The sequence below is a fragment of the Protofrankia sp. CiP3 genome (assembly GCF_917627345.1).
Taxonomy (GTDB): Bacteria; Actinomycetota; Actinomycetes; order Frankiales; family Frankiaceae; genus Protofrankia.
The window spans coordinates 12009-29308 of record NZ_CAKJTM010000062.1 but is presented as its reverse complement, the minus strand read 5'-3'; the positions used below and the strand labels follow the sequence as shown (position 1 = coordinate 29308).

At 68.2% G+C, this 17300-nt stretch carries 12 protein-coding genes, 1 tRNA gene and 1 pseudogene; 9 read left to right on the top strand and 5 right to left on the bottom strand.

The features are described from left to right. Window positions 1–7: 7 nt before the first annotated feature. Window positions 8–1027, bottom strand: a complete 1020-nt coding sequence (locus tag MJ797_RS18595) for a nitroreductase family protein (RefSeq protein ID WP_239336831.1) — start codon at window positions 1025–1027, stop codon at window positions 8–10. Between the two features lie 44 nt (window positions 1028–1071). On the opposite strand from MJ797_RS18595, the gene MJ797_RS18590 reads away from it, so the two are divergent. The 5 genes from MJ797_RS18590 (at window position 1072) to cydD (ending at window position 9054) form a co-directional block, all read left to right on the top strand. After that, window positions 1072–1746, top strand: a complete 675-nt coding sequence (locus tag MJ797_RS18590; RefSeq protein ID WP_239307918.1) for a response regulator transcription factor — start codon at window positions 1072–1074, stop codon at window positions 1744–1746. A gap of 102 nt (window positions 1747–1848) precedes the next feature. Then, window positions 1849–2718, top strand: a complete 870-nt coding sequence (locus MJ797_RS18585; RefSeq protein WP_239307919.1) for a universal stress protein — start codon at window positions 1849–1851, stop codon at window positions 2716–2718. A gap of 187 nt (window positions 2719–2905) precedes the next feature. Beyond that, window positions 2906–4312 (top strand): cytochrome ubiquinol oxidase subunit I, encoded by a 1407-nt coding sequence (locus MJ797_RS18580; protein ID WP_374582542.1) that lies wholly within the window; start codon window positions 2906–2908, stop codon window positions 4310–4312. An 85-nt stretch (window positions 4313–4397) separates the two neighbouring features. Next, the gene (gene cydB / locus MJ797_RS18575; protein ID WP_239336824.1) at window positions 4398–5417 is read left to right on the top strand and encodes a cytochrome d ubiquinol oxidase subunit II; all 1020 of its coding nucleotides are present in this window, start codon (window positions 4398–4400) and stop codon (window positions 5415–5417) included. After that, the gene (gene cydD / locus MJ797_RS18570; RefSeq protein WP_239336821.1) at window positions 5404–9054 is read left to right on the top strand and encodes a thiol reductant ABC exporter subunit CydD; all 3651 of its coding nucleotides are present in this window, start codon (window positions 5404–5406) and stop codon (window positions 9052–9054) included. Before cydB ends, cydD begins: the two co-directional genes overlap by 14 nt. Before the next feature lie 32 nt (window positions 9055–9086). On the opposite strand, the gene MJ797_RS18565 is transcribed toward cydD, so the two are convergent. Continuing rightward, the gene (locus MJ797_RS18565) at window positions 9087–10733 is read right to left on the bottom strand and encodes a GAF domain-containing protein (RefSeq protein WP_239336814.1); all 1647 of its coding nucleotides are present in this window, start codon (window positions 10731–10733) and stop codon (window positions 9087–9089) included. A gap of 436 nt (window positions 10734–11169) precedes the next feature. Between MJ797_RS18565 and glpK the strand changes: the two genes are divergently transcribed. Both glpK and MJ797_RS18555 read left to right on the top strand, forming a co-directional pair. Then, the gene (gene glpK, locus MJ797_RS18560; RefSeq protein ID WP_239336805.1) at window positions 11170–12687 is read left to right on the top strand and encodes a glycerol kinase GlpK; all 1518 of its coding nucleotides are present in this window, start codon (window positions 11170–11172) and stop codon (window positions 12685–12687) included. Window positions 12688–13082: 395 nt separating this feature from the next. Next, entirely contained in the window at window positions 13083–14180 is a 1098-nt protein-coding gene (locus tag MJ797_RS18555) for a Rieske 2Fe-2S domain-containing protein (RefSeq protein WP_239307925.1), read from the top strand. 302 nt (window positions 14181–14482) lie between these two features. On the opposite strand, the gene MJ797_RS18550 is transcribed toward MJ797_RS18555, so the two are convergent. Continuing rightward, window positions 14483–14806, bottom strand: a complete 324-nt coding sequence (locus tag MJ797_RS18550) for a hypothetical protein (protein WP_239336802.1) — start codon at window positions 14804–14806, stop codon at window positions 14483–14485. 58 nt (window positions 14807–14864) lie between these two features. On the opposite strand from MJ797_RS18550, the gene MJ797_RS18545 reads away from it, so the two are divergent. Together MJ797_RS18545 and MJ797_RS18540 are read left to right on the top strand one after the other, a co-directional pair. Next, window positions 14865–15092 (top strand): hypothetical protein, encoded by a 228-nt coding sequence (locus tag MJ797_RS18545; protein WP_239336800.1) that lies wholly within the window; start codon window positions 14865–14867, stop codon window positions 15090–15092. Window positions 15093–15155: 63 nt separating this feature from the next. Further along, window positions 15156–15228 (top strand) — tRNA-Lys (locus MJ797_RS18540). 85 nt (window positions 15229–15313) lie between these two features. Here the strand turns inward: MJ797_RS18540 and MJ797_RS18535 are convergent. Together MJ797_RS18535 and MJ797_RS18530 are read right to left on the bottom strand one after the other, a co-directional pair. Next, window positions 15314–16324: a site-specific integrase gene (locus MJ797_RS18535; protein WP_239336798.1), complete on the bottom strand. Its 1011-nt coding sequence runs from the start codon at window positions 16322–16324 to the stop codon at window positions 15314–15316. An 80-nt stretch (window positions 16325–16404) separates the two neighbouring features. Next, window positions 16405–17300, bottom strand: a pseudogene (locus tag MJ797_RS18530) (replication initiator); the annotation flags it as partial.

The window sequence follows — 17300 nt, the reverse complement described above, 5'->3', positions numbered from 1 at the left end:
AGTGCGTTCATTCGAACCGCAGGATGTCGTCGACCGATCGGCGCGGTGTCGCCTTCAGCGTCTCGGCGTCCGGCAGCGGGTAGCCTACTCTGATGATCATTTGGATGTGCCCGAGGCCACCGATCGAGTGCCGCAGCAGCTCCCGGGTTGACTCGAGGTCGACAGCCTGGCCCAGCGGTGACGTGGCGATACCGCGCGCGGTCGCGGTCAGCAGGACCCGTTCCATCGCCTGGCCGGCTCGCAGCCGATCGGCTGGGGTATCGCTGTCGGTACCGATCAGGAGCACCATCGGGCGTTCCACGCCGGTCTGTTGCAGCCGCAGGCCGGCTTCGCCGACCACGTTGAAGTCCCGCACCGTGAATTCGGACTGCCGTGGCTGATCTGAGCTGATCACCACATCACGGGGTATGCCATCGACCGCATCCGTGCTGGTTCGGCTCCAGGACTCCAGTTCCGCGCGGTAGGCCGGGTCGTGGTTCTCCAGCCAGTCGGCGCGGGCGATCAGCACACTTGTGTCGATGCGCAGGTCCGCGTCGTCCAGGGACACCAGCCACCCCGCCTCCGCCTCGGCCGCGAGCCGCAGCGCCCGCAGGGCGTCCGGTTCCAGCGGGCGTGGGTCGAAGGGCCTGCGGTCGGTGCGCCGATGGCGGGTTGCCGCGAGCAGCATGGCGTTGTCGGGATCGGCGGGCTGGGTGGCCGCGGCGGGCCTGATGGCGATAGTGGCCAACGGCCCGGCGTCAAGTTCGTCACGCGCATCCGGAAAGATCGTCACCGTTGGGATGAGCCCGGCGGCCCGGATGGCGAGGCGGGCGTGCAGGAGTGCCGCGCCGCAGCTCAGCAGGAGCTGACGACCGTCAGGGTCGGCGATGGTGAGCCGCCGCGAGGTGTCGGCGAGGAGGTCAAGGCCGGTGCTGCCCACTCGCCACCGCCACGGCTGGGTGTTGTGGATCGACGGGGCCAGCCCCGCTGTCTCGACGACCGTGCGGGCGAGGTCCGCGGGTAGAGTGCCGGTGCTAGTCACACACATGACGGTAGGCCCTTCGGTCTGTCATGTCCCGTTGCCTGTCATCCATGGTCGCTAAGGCCTCGTCGGCAGGTATCGTCGGTTCGGTGGAGCCTGTCCGCGTATTCGTTCTCGATGACCACGAGATCGTCCGGCGCGGGATGCGCGAGCTACTGGAAAGCCAGGGCGACATCAAAGTCGTGGGGGAGGCCGGCCTTGTGGCCGAGGCCCTACGGCGCATCCCGGCGCTACGTCCTGACGTCGCCATACTCGACGCCCGCCTGCCTGACGGCAGCGGCATCGATGTGTGCCGCGACATCCGTTCCGGTACACCGGAGGTCCCTTGCCTGATCCTGACATCCCATGACGATGATGAGGCTCTCTTTGCCGCGATCATGGCCGGAGCGGCGGGCTATGTGCTCAAGCAGATCAGAGGGACTGATCTTGTCGGCGCGGTCCGGACCGTGGCATCCGGCCAGTCCATGCTCGACCCGGCGGTCACCCAGCGGGTGCTGACCCGGTTGCGCGACGGCGCGCCCGAAGACCGCCTGCTGTCCGCCCTCAGCGAGCGGGAGCGCCAGATCCTCGCCCTGATCGCCGAGGGGCTGACCAACCGCCAGATCGCCAGCCGGATTCATCTCGCTGAGAAAACCGTCAAGAACAACGTGTCATCCATTCTGGAAAAACTTGGCCTGACCAGCAGGACGCAAGCGGCGGTGTTTGCCACCAAGCTTTCCGGCTGACGGCCCTTTCGGCTGGCTGGCCCGCGCGGGCGGGACTTTCGGTCCCGCGGTCTACCCGAATCGCTCTCGTTCGCGTCGCCGGGCGCTGCGAGCGTGAACGGTGTGGAGACGACATCCGATATCGTGGTGGGAATCGATGCGTCCGTGGATGCCGAGTTGGCGTTGCGCTGGTCCTTGGTGCACGCGGCGTTGATCGGGGTTCGGATACGAGCGGTGCTCGCCTGGGGCCCGGGCGGGCGTCCACGTGTCGTGGACGACATTTCACCGTCGATCGGCGTCGATGATCTCGAACGTGCGGCAATGCAGGTGCTGCACGACGCGGTCCGTCGGACGCATCCCTGTGACCTCGGTGTCGATGTCGTTGAAAGGACGGTTTACGACGCGCCCTCGGACGCTCTCGTCGAGGAGTCCCGGGACGCGTTGATGCTCGTCGTCGGCGCACGCGGGCTTGCCCGGATGCGCCGGATGTTCGTCGGTTCGGTCAGCGCGCGATGTGTCCAGGAAGCTCCCGTTCCGGTGGTGGTCGTACGCGGGCCGGCACTGTCCCAGCCGGACCGCCGGCCGATCGTCGTCGGTGTGGACGGCTCACGGCCATCCCTGGCGGCGCTGCGCTGGGCCGCGGTCGAGGCGAGGCTGCGCCATGTGCCGTTGCGGGTTTCGCACTGCTGGCAGCCACAGCCGCCGCCCAACGCCGCCGGGCTCCCCGTGTTCGACGAGGCGGAGCTGGAAAAAGCCGCTGGCATCACTCTTGACACAGCTATTGAACAAGGACTTCCACGCGATACCGAAACTGCCGTCGAGGCGACGCTGATAGCCGCCGCGGCGGCGCACGGCCTGATCGTGGCTGCCCACGCCGCCCAGCTGCTGGTGGTGGGGGCCCGTGGCCATGGCGGGTTCGGTGGCCTGCTGCTCGGTTCGGTCGGCCACCAGGTTATGACGCATGCTCCGTGCCCGGTCGCTGTCATCCGGTAACGACCAAAGGCTGCGTGACGATGTTTTTCCGCACCGTCGGCGGCCCAGGTCCCCGGCTGGCACAGCGGTCGCCGACGACGCGCTGATGCTTTCCGCGCCGCCGGCGGCCCAGGTCCCCGGACTACTGGAAGGGAACGCAGATGAGCCAGGAAGAAGTAGGCCAGGAATACGCTGGGTGGCAACGGATATGAGCCACGAAACGATAGCGCGCTGGCAGTTTGCGATCACCACGGTCTATCATTTTCTGTTCGTCCCGCTGACAATTGGGCTGTCGCTGCTGGTCGCGGTGATGCAGACGGCGTGGAATCGGACCGGCAACGTCGAATGGCTGCGCCTGACCCGTTTCTGGGGCAAGTTGATGCTCATCAACTTCGCGATGGGGATCGTCACGGGAATCGTCCAGGAGTTCCAGTTCGGGATGAACTGGTCGGACTACTCGCGTTTCGTCGGAGATGTCTTCGGCGCGCCGCTGGCCATGGAAGCGCTGATCGCGTTCTTCCTGGAGTCCACCTTCCTCGGCCTGTGGATCTTCGGCTGGGACCGGCTGCCCAGGAACGTGCACCTCGCCACCATCTGGCTGGCGTCGCTGGGCACGGTCATCAGCGCCTACTTCATCCTGGCGGCCAACTCGTGGATGCAGCACCCGGTCGGGTACCGGATCAACCCCGACACCGGGCACGCGGAACTCACCTCGATCTGGCAGGTGCTCACAAACCCGACCCAGCTGGTCACCTTCCCGCATGTGTTGGCGGCCTCGCTGCTGACGGGCGGAGCCGTGATCGTCGGGTTGTCCTGCTGGCATCTGCGGCGGGGGCACCAGGTAGAGCTGCATGGGCGGGCCGTGCGCCTGGGCCTGGTCGTCTGTGCCGTGGCATCGGTGGGGGTCATGGCGTCCGGGCACTTCCAGGGGCAGGTCATGACCCGCCAGCAGCCGATGAAGATGGCCTCCGCCGAGGCGTTGTGGGAAACCGAGCGGGGCGCCGGCCTTTCCCTGTTCGCCTACGGTGACGTGTCCCGCGGCGAGAACAAGATCGATATAAAGCTTCCGCGCCTGTTGTCGTTCATGGCCACCAACAGCTTTTCCGGGACGGTGCAAGGAGTCAACGATGTGCAGGCCGCCGAGGCCGCTCGGTACGGTCCGGGCGACTACAGCCCGGTGATGGGCGTCACCTTCTGGAACTTCCGGGCCATGATGGGGCTCGGCGCCGTCTACTTCGGCCTCGCCATGCTCGGGCTGTTCCGGATGCGCGGTGGCCACCTGCCCGGCGGGCGTTACCTCCTGCCGGCGTTCGTGTGGGCGTCGGCCCTGCCGTACCTGGCGAACACCGCTGGCTGGATCTTCACTGAGATGGGGCGCCAGCCGTGGGCCGTTTTCGGTCTATTGCGCACGTCCGACGCGGTGTCACCGGGGGTCTCCACGACAGCGGTGATCGCTACGCTGGCCGGCTTCACGGTCATCTACGGAACGCTGGCCGCGGTCGCGCTGCGGCTGTTCCTGCACCATGGCCGGCACGAGATACCGGCGCTGAGCCCGAACGTGACCGTTGGTGGCCGATCACAGCCTGGTGGGGCGCTGCCGTCGCTCGCCTACTGACATCCCGGTACCGCAGACCTGTTGCCCTCAGGGCGCGTGACCACAGCGATGATCGCGTGCCCGTTGGCTGGCTAGGAGTAGGGCGATGCTTGAGGAGTTCTGGTTCGTACTGGTAGCCGTCCTGTGGGTCGGCTTCTTCGTGCTGGAGGGCTTCGACTTCGGTGTGGCCGCGTTGCTGCCGGTGATCGGCGGAAATGACGAGACCGACCGGCGAGCGGTGCTCGGCACCATCGGCCCGGTGTGGGACGCCAACGAGGTCTGGCTGCTCACCGCGGGCGGGGCGATGTTCGCGGCGTTCCCGGAGTGGTACGCGAGCCTGTTCAGCGGCATGTACCTCGCGCTGTTCCTCGTCCTGTTCTCGTTGATCATCCGGGGGGTTTCGCTGGAGTACCGCGGCAAGGCCACCAGCGCGGCGGGGCGGGCCTGGTGCGACCGGGGGATCGTGATCGGGGGAGCACTGCCGGCGCTGCTGTTCGGGGTCGCTTTCGCCAACATGGTGCGCGGTCTGGAGATGACCCCGGAACATGACGTGACGGGTGGCTTTCTCTACCTGCTGAACCCCTACGCCCTGCTTGGTGGGGTGACGATGTTGTTGCTGTGCGTTCTGCACGGCGCGGTGTTCCTGACGCTCAAGACCCGTGGCGCGGTACGCAACCGCGCCCGTAACGTCACCCGGAGCCTGGCCGCACCGACGTTGGTCGCCTTCGCCGCCTTTGTTGTCTGGACGGTCGCCGTCCGGGGTGGCATCGCCGGGGCTGCGGTCGGGGCCGCAGCTCTGCTCGCGCTGGGTTTCGCCGTCCTGGCCTGGTTCGGCGAACGGGACGGCCTTGCGTTCGCCGGTACCGCCGGCGCGATGGCCCTGTTGGTGGCAAGCTGGTTCGCCGCGCTCTACCCGGATGTCCTGCCGGCCCGCGGCATGCCCGACAACAGCTTGACCATCAACGCCGCGGTGTCCGGGCACTACACACTCACCGTCATGACATGGGTGGCCGTGCTGTTCACGCCGGTAGTCCTTGGTTACCAGGCGTGGTCGTACTGGATCTTCCGGCGGCGGCTGGTCGGAGCGGATCTGGCGGATCTGGCTGGATCCCATGAGACCGGTTGATCCACGGCTGCTTCGTACCGTACCGGCGCTGCGTCTCTACCTGGTGCGGTTGGGGGTACTGGCGGTCGCCTCGGCCGTCCTGGTGGTGATCCAGGCGACAGTGTTGGCCGATCTTGTGCTCGCGGGCCAGGAACCGCTGGCTGGCCGGGGCGGCGGTGCCGGTCCCAGTTCTGGTTTTGGTTCCGGTGCCAGAGCCGCGGCCGCGGCTCTCATCGCGGTCGTGGCCGCCCGGACGGTGCTGCTCTGGGTGTCTGAGCGGACCGCGCAGCGGACCGCCCCCGCGGTGTCAGCGGAGCTGCGTGCCGCCATGCTCGGGGCGGTCGTCGAACAGCTCGCCGTCGAACAGCCGGCCCGCGAACAGACCGTCGAACGGCCGGCCCGCGGTCATCGCGGCGGCGAACGGGACCGGGACGGCGGATCGGGGGCGCTCGCGGTCATCGCGGGCGCCGGCCTCGACGGTATGGAGGCCTATCTCACCCGCTTTCTACCGGCCCTGGTGATGGTGGTGGTTGTCCCGCCGTTTGTGCTGATCCGGATCGCCGGTGCGGATCTCACCTCCGCGGTCATGCTCGCTGTCGCCCTGCCGCTGGTCCCGGCCTTCATGGTCCTGGTGGGGCTTGCCACCCGGAGCAGAACCGACCAGCAGTGGGCGGTGCTCGGGCGGCTGTCCGGACATTTTCTCGACGTGGTCGAGGGACTGGCGACGTTGAAGATCTTCAACCGGGCGAAAGCCCAGGTGGAGGTGATCCGCCGGATCACCGACGCCTACCGGGAACAGACCATGGTGGCGCTGCGCTGGGCGTTCCTGTCGTCGTTCGTACTGGAGCTGCTGGCGACCCTGTCGGTGGCGCTGGTCGCGGTGTCCGTCGGGCTGCGGCTGGTGTCGGGTTCGCTGGACCTGCGTACCGGGCTGCTCGCGCTGCTGCTCGCCCCGGAAGTCTACCTGCCGCTGCGGCAGGTGGGGATGCAATATCACGCGACCGTTTCCGGCCTGACCGCGGCTGGCACGGCCCTCGACGCGATCGACGCCGCGCCCATCGGCACCGGTGCAGGTGCCGATGCCGATACCGGTGCCGGTGCCGGCAACAGCAGCGGCGTGGCCGGCCGGCGGCCGCTTCCCGTACCGGTTCGGTTCGACGCGCTGCGGCTGGACGGAGTGCGGCTGCGCCATGCGGGGCGCGTCGACCTGACCATTCGTCGTGGCGAGATCGTCGCGCTGGTCGGGCCGAGCGGCGCGGGCAAGAGCACGCTGCTGGCACTGCTGCGCGGGGCACTGGCCCCGGCGCGGGGCCGGGTGCTGGTGGACGGGACCGACCTTGCGGACCTCGACCCGGCCGCCTGGCGGGCCCGGATCGCCTGGCTGCCGCAGCGCCCGCATGCCGTCTGCGGTGGCACGGTCGCTGACGAGATCCGGCTGGGGCGTCCCGGCGCCACTGCCGCCGAGATCACCGCGGCGCTGACGGCCGCGGGGGCGCCAGCGGCGGACCGCGTTGTGGGCGAGGACGGTGGGGAGCTGTCAGCCGGCGAGCTGCGGCGGGTGGCGCTGGCCCGCGTGCTGGTCCGCGACGCGGCCTTGGTGCTGCTCGACGAGCCGGGCGAAAGCCTGGACGCCGCGGCGGAGGAGCACGTGGCCATGGCCGTCGCGGCGCTGCGGGGACGTGCGACGGTGGTGCTCGTGGCACACTCCGACATGCTCGCCGGAGTCGCTGACCGGGTTGTCACGGTTTCGGCCGGGCAGGTGGTCGACGACCGGACGGTGGCTCCCGCGCCAGTTCGCCCGCGGGCCACACGCCTCGCCAGCTCCAGCTCCAGCTCCAGCACGCGCCTCGCCGGCTCCGGCGCGGTTCCAGCCGTGGCCCCCGGCGCGGTCGTGGGCCGGCCGGCGGCCATCCATCTACATGATCGTTCAGTGGTGGTGGCACCAGCCGTTCCACTCCCGGGCCCGCCGCCCGCCTCGCCACGGCGGGCATTCATGCTGTTCGCCTCGGCGTGGCGACGGCTCGCGCTCGGCATCATTGCCGGGGCGGCCGCGTTGGGATGCGGCATCGGCCTGACCGCCACGTCCGCCTGGTTGATCGTCCGGGCAGCCCAGCGTCCACCGGTGCTCACGCTGATGGTCGCCGTCGTCGCCGTGCGTGCCTTCGGGCTCGGCCGGCCGGTCTTTCGTTATGTCGAGCGGCTCGCCAGCCATGACGCGGCCCTGCGCGGGCTGGCACGGCTGCGCGCGCAGGTGTTCACGCGGCTGGTCCCGCTGGCTCCCGCGGGTCTTGGCACCCATCGGCGCGGGGACCTGCTGCGCCGTTTCACCGCGGATGTCGACGGGGTCGGGGAGTCGTTGCTGCGGGGTGTGGGCCCGACCGCGTCGGCGGCGTTCGCCTGCGCCGGAGCGGTGATCGGGGTCGGTGTGCTGCTGCCGGCCGCGGGTGCCGTCCTCGCTGTCGGGCTTGCCGCGGCCGCGCTGCTCGCCGGGCCGGTGACCGCCTGGTACACCCGCGGGACGGTCACGGCCACCGCGTTGGCGCGGGCCCGCCGGGACACCGAGATCGTGTCGTTGCTCGAGGGGCTGGACGAGTTCGTCGCGTTCGGCGCGGCCCGCTCCCGGCTGGCCCGCCTGCGCCGTCGCGACCAGGAGATACAACGGCTGGTCGAGTCATGGCGCGGGTCACCGGCGTGGGGGGCCGCGACCGGTTCGCTTGCCGCTGGACTCACCCTGACCGCGGTCAGCGTCGTCGGGCTTGCCGCGGTGCACCGCGCGACGCTGTCGCCGGTCATGCTCGCCGTGATCGTGCTCACCACGATCGTGGCTTTCGAGCCGCTGGCGGGCCTCACCAGTGCCTTCGCCGCGCTCGCCGATGCCCGCCACGCCGCCGGCCGGGTCTTCGCCGTCCTCGACCGCGAGCCACCGGTCAGCGAGCCCATCCGGCCCCGCCCGCTGCCGGACGGGCCGCTCGACGTCCGGATGACCGGTGTCCACCTGCGTTACGGCCCGGACAGCCCGCTGGTGCTCGACGGGTTCGACCTGTACCTGCCGGCCGGTGGCCGGGTCGCGCTTGTCGGGGCCAGCGGCGTGGGCAAGAGCAGCGTCGTCGACCTGCTGCTGCGTTTCCGTGATCCGCAGGCGGGCCGGGTGCTCGTCGGCGGTGTGGACATCCGGGACGTCGGAACCGATGAGCTGTATCGACGGGTCACCGGGATGACGCAGGACGCGCACGTGTTCGACGCGACACTGCGGGAGAACCTTCTGATCGCCCATACCGGGGCGGCCGACGCGGAGCTCACCGGTGTGCTTGCCCGGGTGGGCCTCGCGGACTGGGTCGCGGGGCTGCCCGACGGCCTCGCGACCAGGGTCGGAGCGGACGGCGAGCGGATGTCCGGCGGCCAGCGCCAGCGGCTTCTGCTCGCTCGCGCGCTGCTCGCCGACCCGCGGGTGCTCGTCCTCGACGAACCGACCGCGCATCTCGACCCGGTGACCGAGGCCGCGGTGATGCGCACGATCCTGGACGTGACCCGCGGCCGGACGCTCCTGCTCATCACCCACCGGACCAGCGGTTTCGACGAGCTGGACGCGGTGGTGGAACTGGCGGGCGGCACCGGCACGCTCACTGGCGGGATGTCCGGCCTGCGCTCGGTAGCCTGACCCCGCCCCCGCCCCCGCCCCCGCCCACCGGGTCAGGCGTGCCGACCCGGTGGGCGGGTCAGGGCGGACCAGGACAGCCGGGTACCGGCGGACGCGGGGGAGAACACGAGGAACCTGCCTCCCAGTTCTTCGGCCCGGCTGCGCATGTTGGCCAGCCCGCTGCCGCCGCTGCCGGGGTCATCCGGATCCACTCCGCCCAGCCCGTTGTCGATCACATCGATCCGTACCTCGCCGTCGGTGGACCAGACCGTCACGTTCACCTGTGTCGCTCGCGCATGCCGGGCGACGTTCGACAGGGCCTCCCGCAGTACGGCTACCAGGTGCTCCCCGACGCCCTCACAGACCGAGGAGTCCAACGGCCCCTCGAACCGCAGGTGCGGCGCGAACCCGAGGGCCGCGGTGGCGTCGTCGACGACATCGAGGAGCTGTCCACGCAGGCTCGGGGCGTTGTCCCGGCCGCGGCGGCGCAGCTGGAAGATCGTTGTCCGGATCTGGCTGATGGTCTCGTCCAGGTCCTCGATATAGGAGGCCAGCCGTTCGGACTGGTCGTCGGTTGCCTCGCCCCGTGCGGCCATGCCCTGTAGCCCGATCGCCGTGGCGAAGATCCGTTGGATGACGTGATCGTGCAGGTCACGGGCGATCCGGTCGCGTTCCTCCAGAACGGCTATGCGGTCGCGGTCGGCACGGGCCTGGGCCAGTTCGAGTTCCAGCGCGATATGGCCGGCGAACCCCGAGGCCATGTCGATGTCGGCATCGGTGAACAGCCGGCCGTTGTGGTGCCGGCCGAGGACGAGCGCGCCGACGCTTTCCTCCGAGGCGATCAGTGGAATAACCATCAGCGGGCCGTTGTGCCCGGCCAGCGGATCCGACGCGGGAACGATCGCGCCGACCAGCCCGTCAGGATGTCCGCCGGTCGCGACCTCCACGATGAGTTCCTCGGGCGATGCCCGCGGGAGCAGGATGGCGGAGAAGTCGGCCGCGGCGACTTCCTGGGCCCTACGCGCGATCAGTCCCAGTGGGTTCGGGCCTTCGGCCAGGAGATGGCGGGTGATGTCGGCGGACGCCTGCAACCACCGCTGCCGGCGTTGGGACTCCTCGAAAAGGCGCGCGTTCTCAATGGCGACGCCAGCGCTCGCCGCCAGCGCCTGGACGAGTTCCTCATCCTCGGTGGTGAAGCGCGACGCGTTCTGTTTGTCCGTCAGGTAGAGATTGCCGAAGACCTTGGTGCCGATACGGATCGGAACGCCGAGGAAACTGTGCATGGGCGGATGCCCAGGAGGGAATCCGTCCGCTCGGTGATCGGTGGTGATGTCGTCGAGGCGCAGTGGGTAGGGCTCCCGGATGAGCAGGCCGAGAATGCCCTTTCCGCGCGGAAGATCACCAATTCGGCGAACCATGCTCTCGTCGAAGCCGACATGGATGAACTGCTCCAGGTTCTGGTCACGGGCAATCACACCGAGCGCTCCGTAGCGGGCGTCGACAAGATCACAGGCTGCTTCGACAATACGGGTGAGCACAACGGGCAGGCTCAGGTCGGAGGCGACCATCCGGCTCGCGCGCAGCAGACCGCGTAAGCGGCTTTGCGTGATGATCAGGTCTTTCGCCCGATCAACCCGATGGGTAACGAAATCGTCGCCGTACGGTTGCCCGGCGTTCCCGCTGTCTGTCTCCACTTCCATGATGATCTAAACGTAGTACGGCGGGCCGTCGGTTGATCCGTCAGTCGGGCAACGTCGCGCGAATCATCCCGGCCACCCCGGCTGACCTCCGGGAACGGCCTTGACGGCCGGCTGGTCCGTGCTTCCAGGTGATTTCTTTCACCGCTGGCCGAATTCTCCGTCGGCGCTGCCATCGAATTGTTACACTCTGGCGCCCGCGGGGCCAGATCGGAAATAGCCGGGACAGGCCTCCAGGATTGGCGAATTTTCCCAAATCGAGCTGAAAAGATGTGTCGCTTTTCGCCGGTCGAGAGGTGAGTACCGGCTGAGAGCCGTCAGCCGGCAGGCTCGGACGCACCGCGGCCAAGGCGGATCGTCTGCTGCGCGGGCCGTCGGCACGTGGTTTTCTTCCTCATGTCGTGGGAAACGGCCACCGGCCGACAGGAGGAAGCGGACGATGAACGACTTCGTCGGAGCGGTCGATCAGGGCACCACCAGTACTCGTTTCATGATTTTTGATCATAATGGCAACGAGGCCGGGCGCCACCAGCTGGAGCACCAGCAGATTCTGCCGTGCTCCGGCTGGGTCGAACATAATCCCGTCGAGATCTGGGAACGTACCGCGGTGGTCATCCAGTCGGCCATGGCCAGCGCTCACCTCGGGGCATCCGACCTGGTGGCGCTCGGTGTCACCAACCAGCGGGAGACCACGGTGGTGTGGAACCCGCACACCGGCCGGCCCTATTACAACGCGATCGTCTGGCAGGACACCCGGACCGACCGGCTCGCGTCGGCGCTGACCCGGGATGGCCGCGGGAAGATCATCCAGAGCAAGGCCGGCCTGCCGCCCGCGACCTACTTTTCCGCAGCCAAGATCCAGTGGATCCTCGACAACGTCGAAGGGGTCCGCAGGGCCGCCGAGCGCGGCGATGCCGTGTTCGGCACCATGGACAGCTGGCTGCTGTGGAACCTCACCGGTGGCCCGCGTGGTGGGGCGCACGTGACCGATGTGACCAACGCCAGCCGCACCATGCTGATGAACCTCCAGACCCTCGACTGGGACGACGAGCTGCTGTCGTTTTTCGACATCCCGCGGGCCATGCTCCCGGCGATCCGGTCGTCATCCGAGCCGGCCGGTTACGGGACGACCACCGGGGCCGGGCCGCTGGGCGGCGAGGTGGCGTTGACCGGTGCTCTCGGCGACCAGCACGCGGCGACCGTCGGTCAGGTGTGCTTCGCCGCCGGGCAGGCCAAGAACACCTATGGCACAGGCAGCTTTCTGCTGCTGAACACCGGGACGCGGGCGGTGTGGTCCGGCAACGGCCTGCTCACCACGGTCGGTTACCGGTTCGGTGACCAGGATCCGGTGTACGCGCTGGAAGGCTCGATCGCGGTCACCGGCTCGGCGGTGCAGTGGCTGCGAGACAACCTCGGCATCATCGCCAGCGCGGCACAGAGCGAGGAACTGGCCCGGCAGGTGCCCGACAGCGCCGGCATCTACTTCGTCCCAGCCTTCTCGGGGCTGTTCGCGCCGTACTGGCGGTCGGACGCGCGTGGAGCGCTGGTGGGCCTGTCGCGCTTTCACACCAGCGCCCATCTGGCCCGCGCCACGCTTGAGGCGATCTGTTACTCGAGCCGCGACCTGGCCGAGGCGATGGGGAAGGAGTCGGGGGTCACATTCGACATCCTGCGGGTCGACGGCGGCGTGACGGCCAACGATCTGTGCATGCAGACGCAGGCGGACATCCTCGGCATCCCTGTCAGCCGGCCGGTGATCGCGGAGACGACGGCCCTGGGCGCGGCCTACGCGGCCGGTCTTGCGGTGAACTTCTGGAAGGGCACCGATGAACTCGCCGCGCACTGGCGCGAGGATCGCCGGTGGGAACCCGAGTGGTCGGCGGATCGGCGCGAAAGCGGTTACGCGGGCTGGCGCAAGGCGGTTGAACGCACCTTGAACTGGGTGGATGTAGGCTGAGCCACCAGCAGTGTTTCCTGGACCGAGAAAAAGTGGAAATTCACGCACCGCCCAACGGTTGAAATAACTGGGCGGTGAAGGGCTGTCCGGCCGCCGTGGAAAAGTGGTAGCCTACGCCACGGGAAACACTTCACCGCATCGGTATGGCGTTTGTAACAGCGTGATTCAGCCGACTGCGCCCGCCCGAAACATTGTCGTTACCGTGTTTCCTGACTGGCGGGCTCCGCTTGTTCTTTCGGTCACGCGGTGGACTTGGTGAGATCTGGTGTGGTTCGCGTGCTAACGTCGATCATGTGTTGCCACGCCGAGCGGCCGGCCAGCCGGCAGTGTCATCAGTTATATCTCGGCCATGGCCCGCATACTTGCCCTGAAGAAGTAGGACTCCCGGAGGACCCGTGTCGAAGTCGAAATGGCAGAGACAACTCAAGGAATATGACAGACGGCTCCTCAAGGACCAGTCCACGAACGAGGAGCAGCGGACCGACTACCCGCTGGGCTGGTATTTCGCCCGGTTCAGCGAAGACCTTCTTCCCGGTCAGGTCGTCCCGGTGGAGTTCATGTCTCACCAGTTCGCGCTCTTCCGGGGGAAGGACGGCGACGTTGGCATGATCGACAGTCAGTGCTGCCACATGGGCGCTGACCTTGCCCGCTGCGGTACTGTCGTCGAGAATCGGATCAAGTGCGGCTACCACGCCTGGGAATTCGGGCCGGATGGGGGCTGCGAGGTCATCCCCGGGCTGGAGCGTTCGAAGATCCCCCCGCGGGCAGGCCAGCGGTCGATCCCTGTTCGCGAACACGCCGGTAACATCTGGTTCTGGTACGGCCCGGCGCCCGCCGGTGATTTCACGGAGGTCTCCTATGCCGACTCCAAAAAGTACCTGAACCTCAAGGGCCAGGTCTACATCGCGCACGGAAAACTCCTGCCAGTCGCGGAGCACGTCGCCGATATCTACCATTTCCCGAATGCGCACAAGGGCACCGGACGCCTTGAGTACGCGGTTATGGTGAACAAGGAGGACCGTCTCGAGTACCAGCTCCGGCCAGCTGACGCCGCCAGCCGGAACAAGGTCCAGCGATGGTTCAGACCGTTCGCGTTCATCGAGATGATCGGCCCGGCCGCGGCCATCTACCGGACGCAGAAGGACGCCACGGTCGATCGCTCCGGACCGATGCTGACAATGGTCCTCGGCGGCACGCCGATTCGGGACGACCTTACGATTTTCACCTGGCGGGTCGTGGTGCGTAAGATCGGCACTGGGCCGCTGTTCGCTCCGCTCAACCACGCGCTCGCCCGTATAATGTGGCTCACCGTCCGGCGGAACGCCTATGCCGACATGGACGTCCTGAAATGGCTGCGGATGCCCGAGAAGACCCTCTGGGTGAAACCGGACGGCCCGTCCGTGCGTGAGTTCCGCAGTTTCTTCAACCGTGGCATCGTGCCGGGCTGGCGTTTCGGCGATCCCATGCCCGAGGAGTCCGCCGCGGGCGCGTAGACGCGTAGCAGAGACGTCTTCGCCCGCGATCTTCGGCGCGGACCTGAGCGTCTTCAGCATGGGGCACGGGCGGGACACGGCGCCAGGTCGCCCGCAGCGCGAACCTGGCGCCGCCGACGAGATGACATCCGGTCCGTGGTATGGCCGGCCGGGCCGGTCACGGCTCATTTGCGGCATGCGCTAAAGTCCACCCATCATGGTCATGGGGGATGCATGCTGAGGTTTTGCTTTTTCATCGTTTTTGTTATCATGCTTGCCGGAACTGTCGGGCTGGTGCGCGGGCATCTTCACCGGGTGCGTGTTCACAACCGCCGTACCGCTGGATTCATCACCGGAGCGAGTTTTCTGTGCCTGCTCGTGCTCGCGGCGGCCGGGAACAAGTACGATTCGGCCGCGGTCACGTCGCTGGCGGTGTCGAGCTTGCGGAGCCCGTCCGTCAGCCCGTCCGGGTCATCGATTCCGTCCCCGGCCACGAGCCCGTCGGCCACTGTCGGGTTGCCTGTCGGCGAGGCCGTCGCAGCTGGGCCGGTGACACCGACGGCCGGCGAGATCCCGCCGGCCCCGCAACCGGCCGTAGCGGTCGCGACGACGTCCGCTGCCGCGTCCGCAGCCGGGAAGGCTGCCACGGCCCCGACTACACATCCGGTATCCCGAACATCGGCCCAGGCTGCGGCCCAGGCTCCCGTGGCTGCGCCCGCACCGCGGCCGGCGACGGCCGTGGCGGCCGCACCGGCGCGCAACTGTGACCCCGCGTATCCGGATGTCTGTCTACAGGACGGGATCGGCGACTACGACTGTGCCGGCGGCTCGGGCGATGGCCCCAACTACGTGCGCGGCCCGCTTCGGGTGCTGGCACCCGACCCGTTCAGGCTTGACGGCGATCATGATGGCACCGGCTGCGAGAAGGGTTGAGACCACCTGCGGGCCTCGATCCCTTCCGGACCTGATACATTCGGTTCCGTCGCAAGGCGACACGCGCCGCTAGCTCAATTGGCAGAGCAGCAGACTCTTAATCTGCGGGTTCGGGGTTCAAGTCCCTGGCGGCGCACCCATCCTGACCAGCCGTTATCACTTTAGGTAACGCCTATCTGAAGATCAATGTACCCAACGCTGTACCCATTTGCGGTCGATCACTATTCGTCGGTGTCGGTGTCGGTGTCGGTGTCGGTGGGGTCGGCGTCTCCGGCTTGCTCCGTGCTGTCGTCCTCGTCATCTTCTGGCCTGTCGTCGGTGAACAGGTGATCCAGGCGTCCCACGGCGTCCCGTTGGGTCTCGGGCATGACGTGGGTATACGTGTTCATGGTCAGTTGGATGGTCGAGTGTCCGAGTAGTTCCATGACCGTGCGCGCGGGTACCCCTTCGGAGAACAGCATCGAGGCGAACGCATGACGAAGATCATGTAGGCGGAGCCAGGGGAGCCCGGCCGTTGCCCGGAGCTGATCGAACCGGCGGTTGACGTTCCGTGGTTCCAGTGGGGTACCGATCGACGAGGTGAACACGAGGCCCGTTTCCACCCAGGAGTCGCCGCGTTCGAACCGTTCGCCCGCTTGTGTCACCCGGTGTTGGCGCAGGAGCTCCGCCAGCCGGGCTGGGATTGGTAGCTTCCGGTGCGAGCGGACGGTTTTCGCCGGTACGAATGTCAGCGAGCCGTCGACCCGCTGGAGGCTCTGGCGGACGTGGAGGACGGCGCCGTCAAGGTCGACATCGGTCCAGCGCAGGCCGAGGATCTCCCCGCGGCGCAGACCGAGCATCAGGGCGCAGGCGAAGAGCGCTTCCAGGCGGTCACCGTGCAGAACCTCGATGAGACGTCGGGCCTCTTCGGGACGCAGCGCCCGGACATCCTTGTGTGGGATGGATGGTGCCCGTACCGCCTTCGCGACGTTGCGGGGTACGAGGTCGAGCCGTTCGGCTTCGGCGAGCGCGTTACGGATCAGTCCGTGCACGTGGCGGACGCTCACCGGTGACAACCCGGACGCCTTCGCCGCCGCGACCAGGCGTCGGATGTCGAGGGGAGTGAGCTTGTCGAGCCGGATGCGGCCGATCGTGGGCACGATATGGGTATCGATGAGCCAGCGGTAGGTACGCAGTGTCGTGGGTCGGGTGCCGTCACCCTTCTTGATTTCTACCCATTCACCGAGCCACACCGCGACGGTTCGACGTTCCGCGGTGACGTCGACGCCGAGTTCCGCGGCCTTTTGAACGTCCTTGAGTTTGCTTCGGCCTCGATCGCGTCCAGCGCCTCCTCCCAGGTCGGCAGAGCCGCGCCCGAGTCCGGGTCGCGGTAGCCGCCGGTCTGCTCATCCCACACGGGCAGCCGGTCCGCGCTGTAGAGCGGCTGGTCACAGGCCGGCCACCACACCTGGTGGTAGGTCGCCGCCGCCACCTGGCGGAGCAGTACCCGGGGGATCGTGCCGCGCATCGCCGCATGCAGATGGGGCGCGAGGCGGCGTTGGGGTTCCAGGCAGGCGAAGTACTGGACGTCGTACCCCACCGCCCGGCGCAGGTTCTGCCAGAAGCGATCCACCAGCTTGGGGAAGTGGATCGCGTCGCGGGCCGCCCGCCGGTAGTCGTAGCCTTCCGGATCGACCGGCGTGCCCTCCGAGGTCACCCGGCCGTAGCTGTCGCAGGTCAGCGTGAGGAACATCGACGGACGCCACACCGTCCCGTCCGGGCCGGTGAACGTCCGCCCGACCGTGCGCCGGTCCACCGGCAGCCGGGGCAGGTCCGGGGCATCCTGACGCCGCCGGGTGGACCGGGTCCGCCGTGGCCGGTCGCGGCTGTCCGGCGCGGTCTTCCCCCGCACGCCGAGATCTGCCAGCGCGTCGTCCACCTGCGAGATCAGATCGTCAACCTCGGTGATCTGCTCCACATCGTGGCCGGTGACCGCGTCGACGCGGACGGCTTCGAGATCCGCGCGGAGCTGGACCAGGGCCTTCGCGTCCTCGGTCGGAGGGTCGGGGTCGGGCAACGGTTCGTCATCGAGATGCCACCCGGCCTTGCACTGCGCCATCCGCAGTTTCCGCGCCCGCTCCGCACACGACGGACACTTCGAGGCCAGGGTGGCCCCGCACGGCACCGGGACGATCTCGGTTTCCCCGGTGGTCACGTCCACGCGGCGCA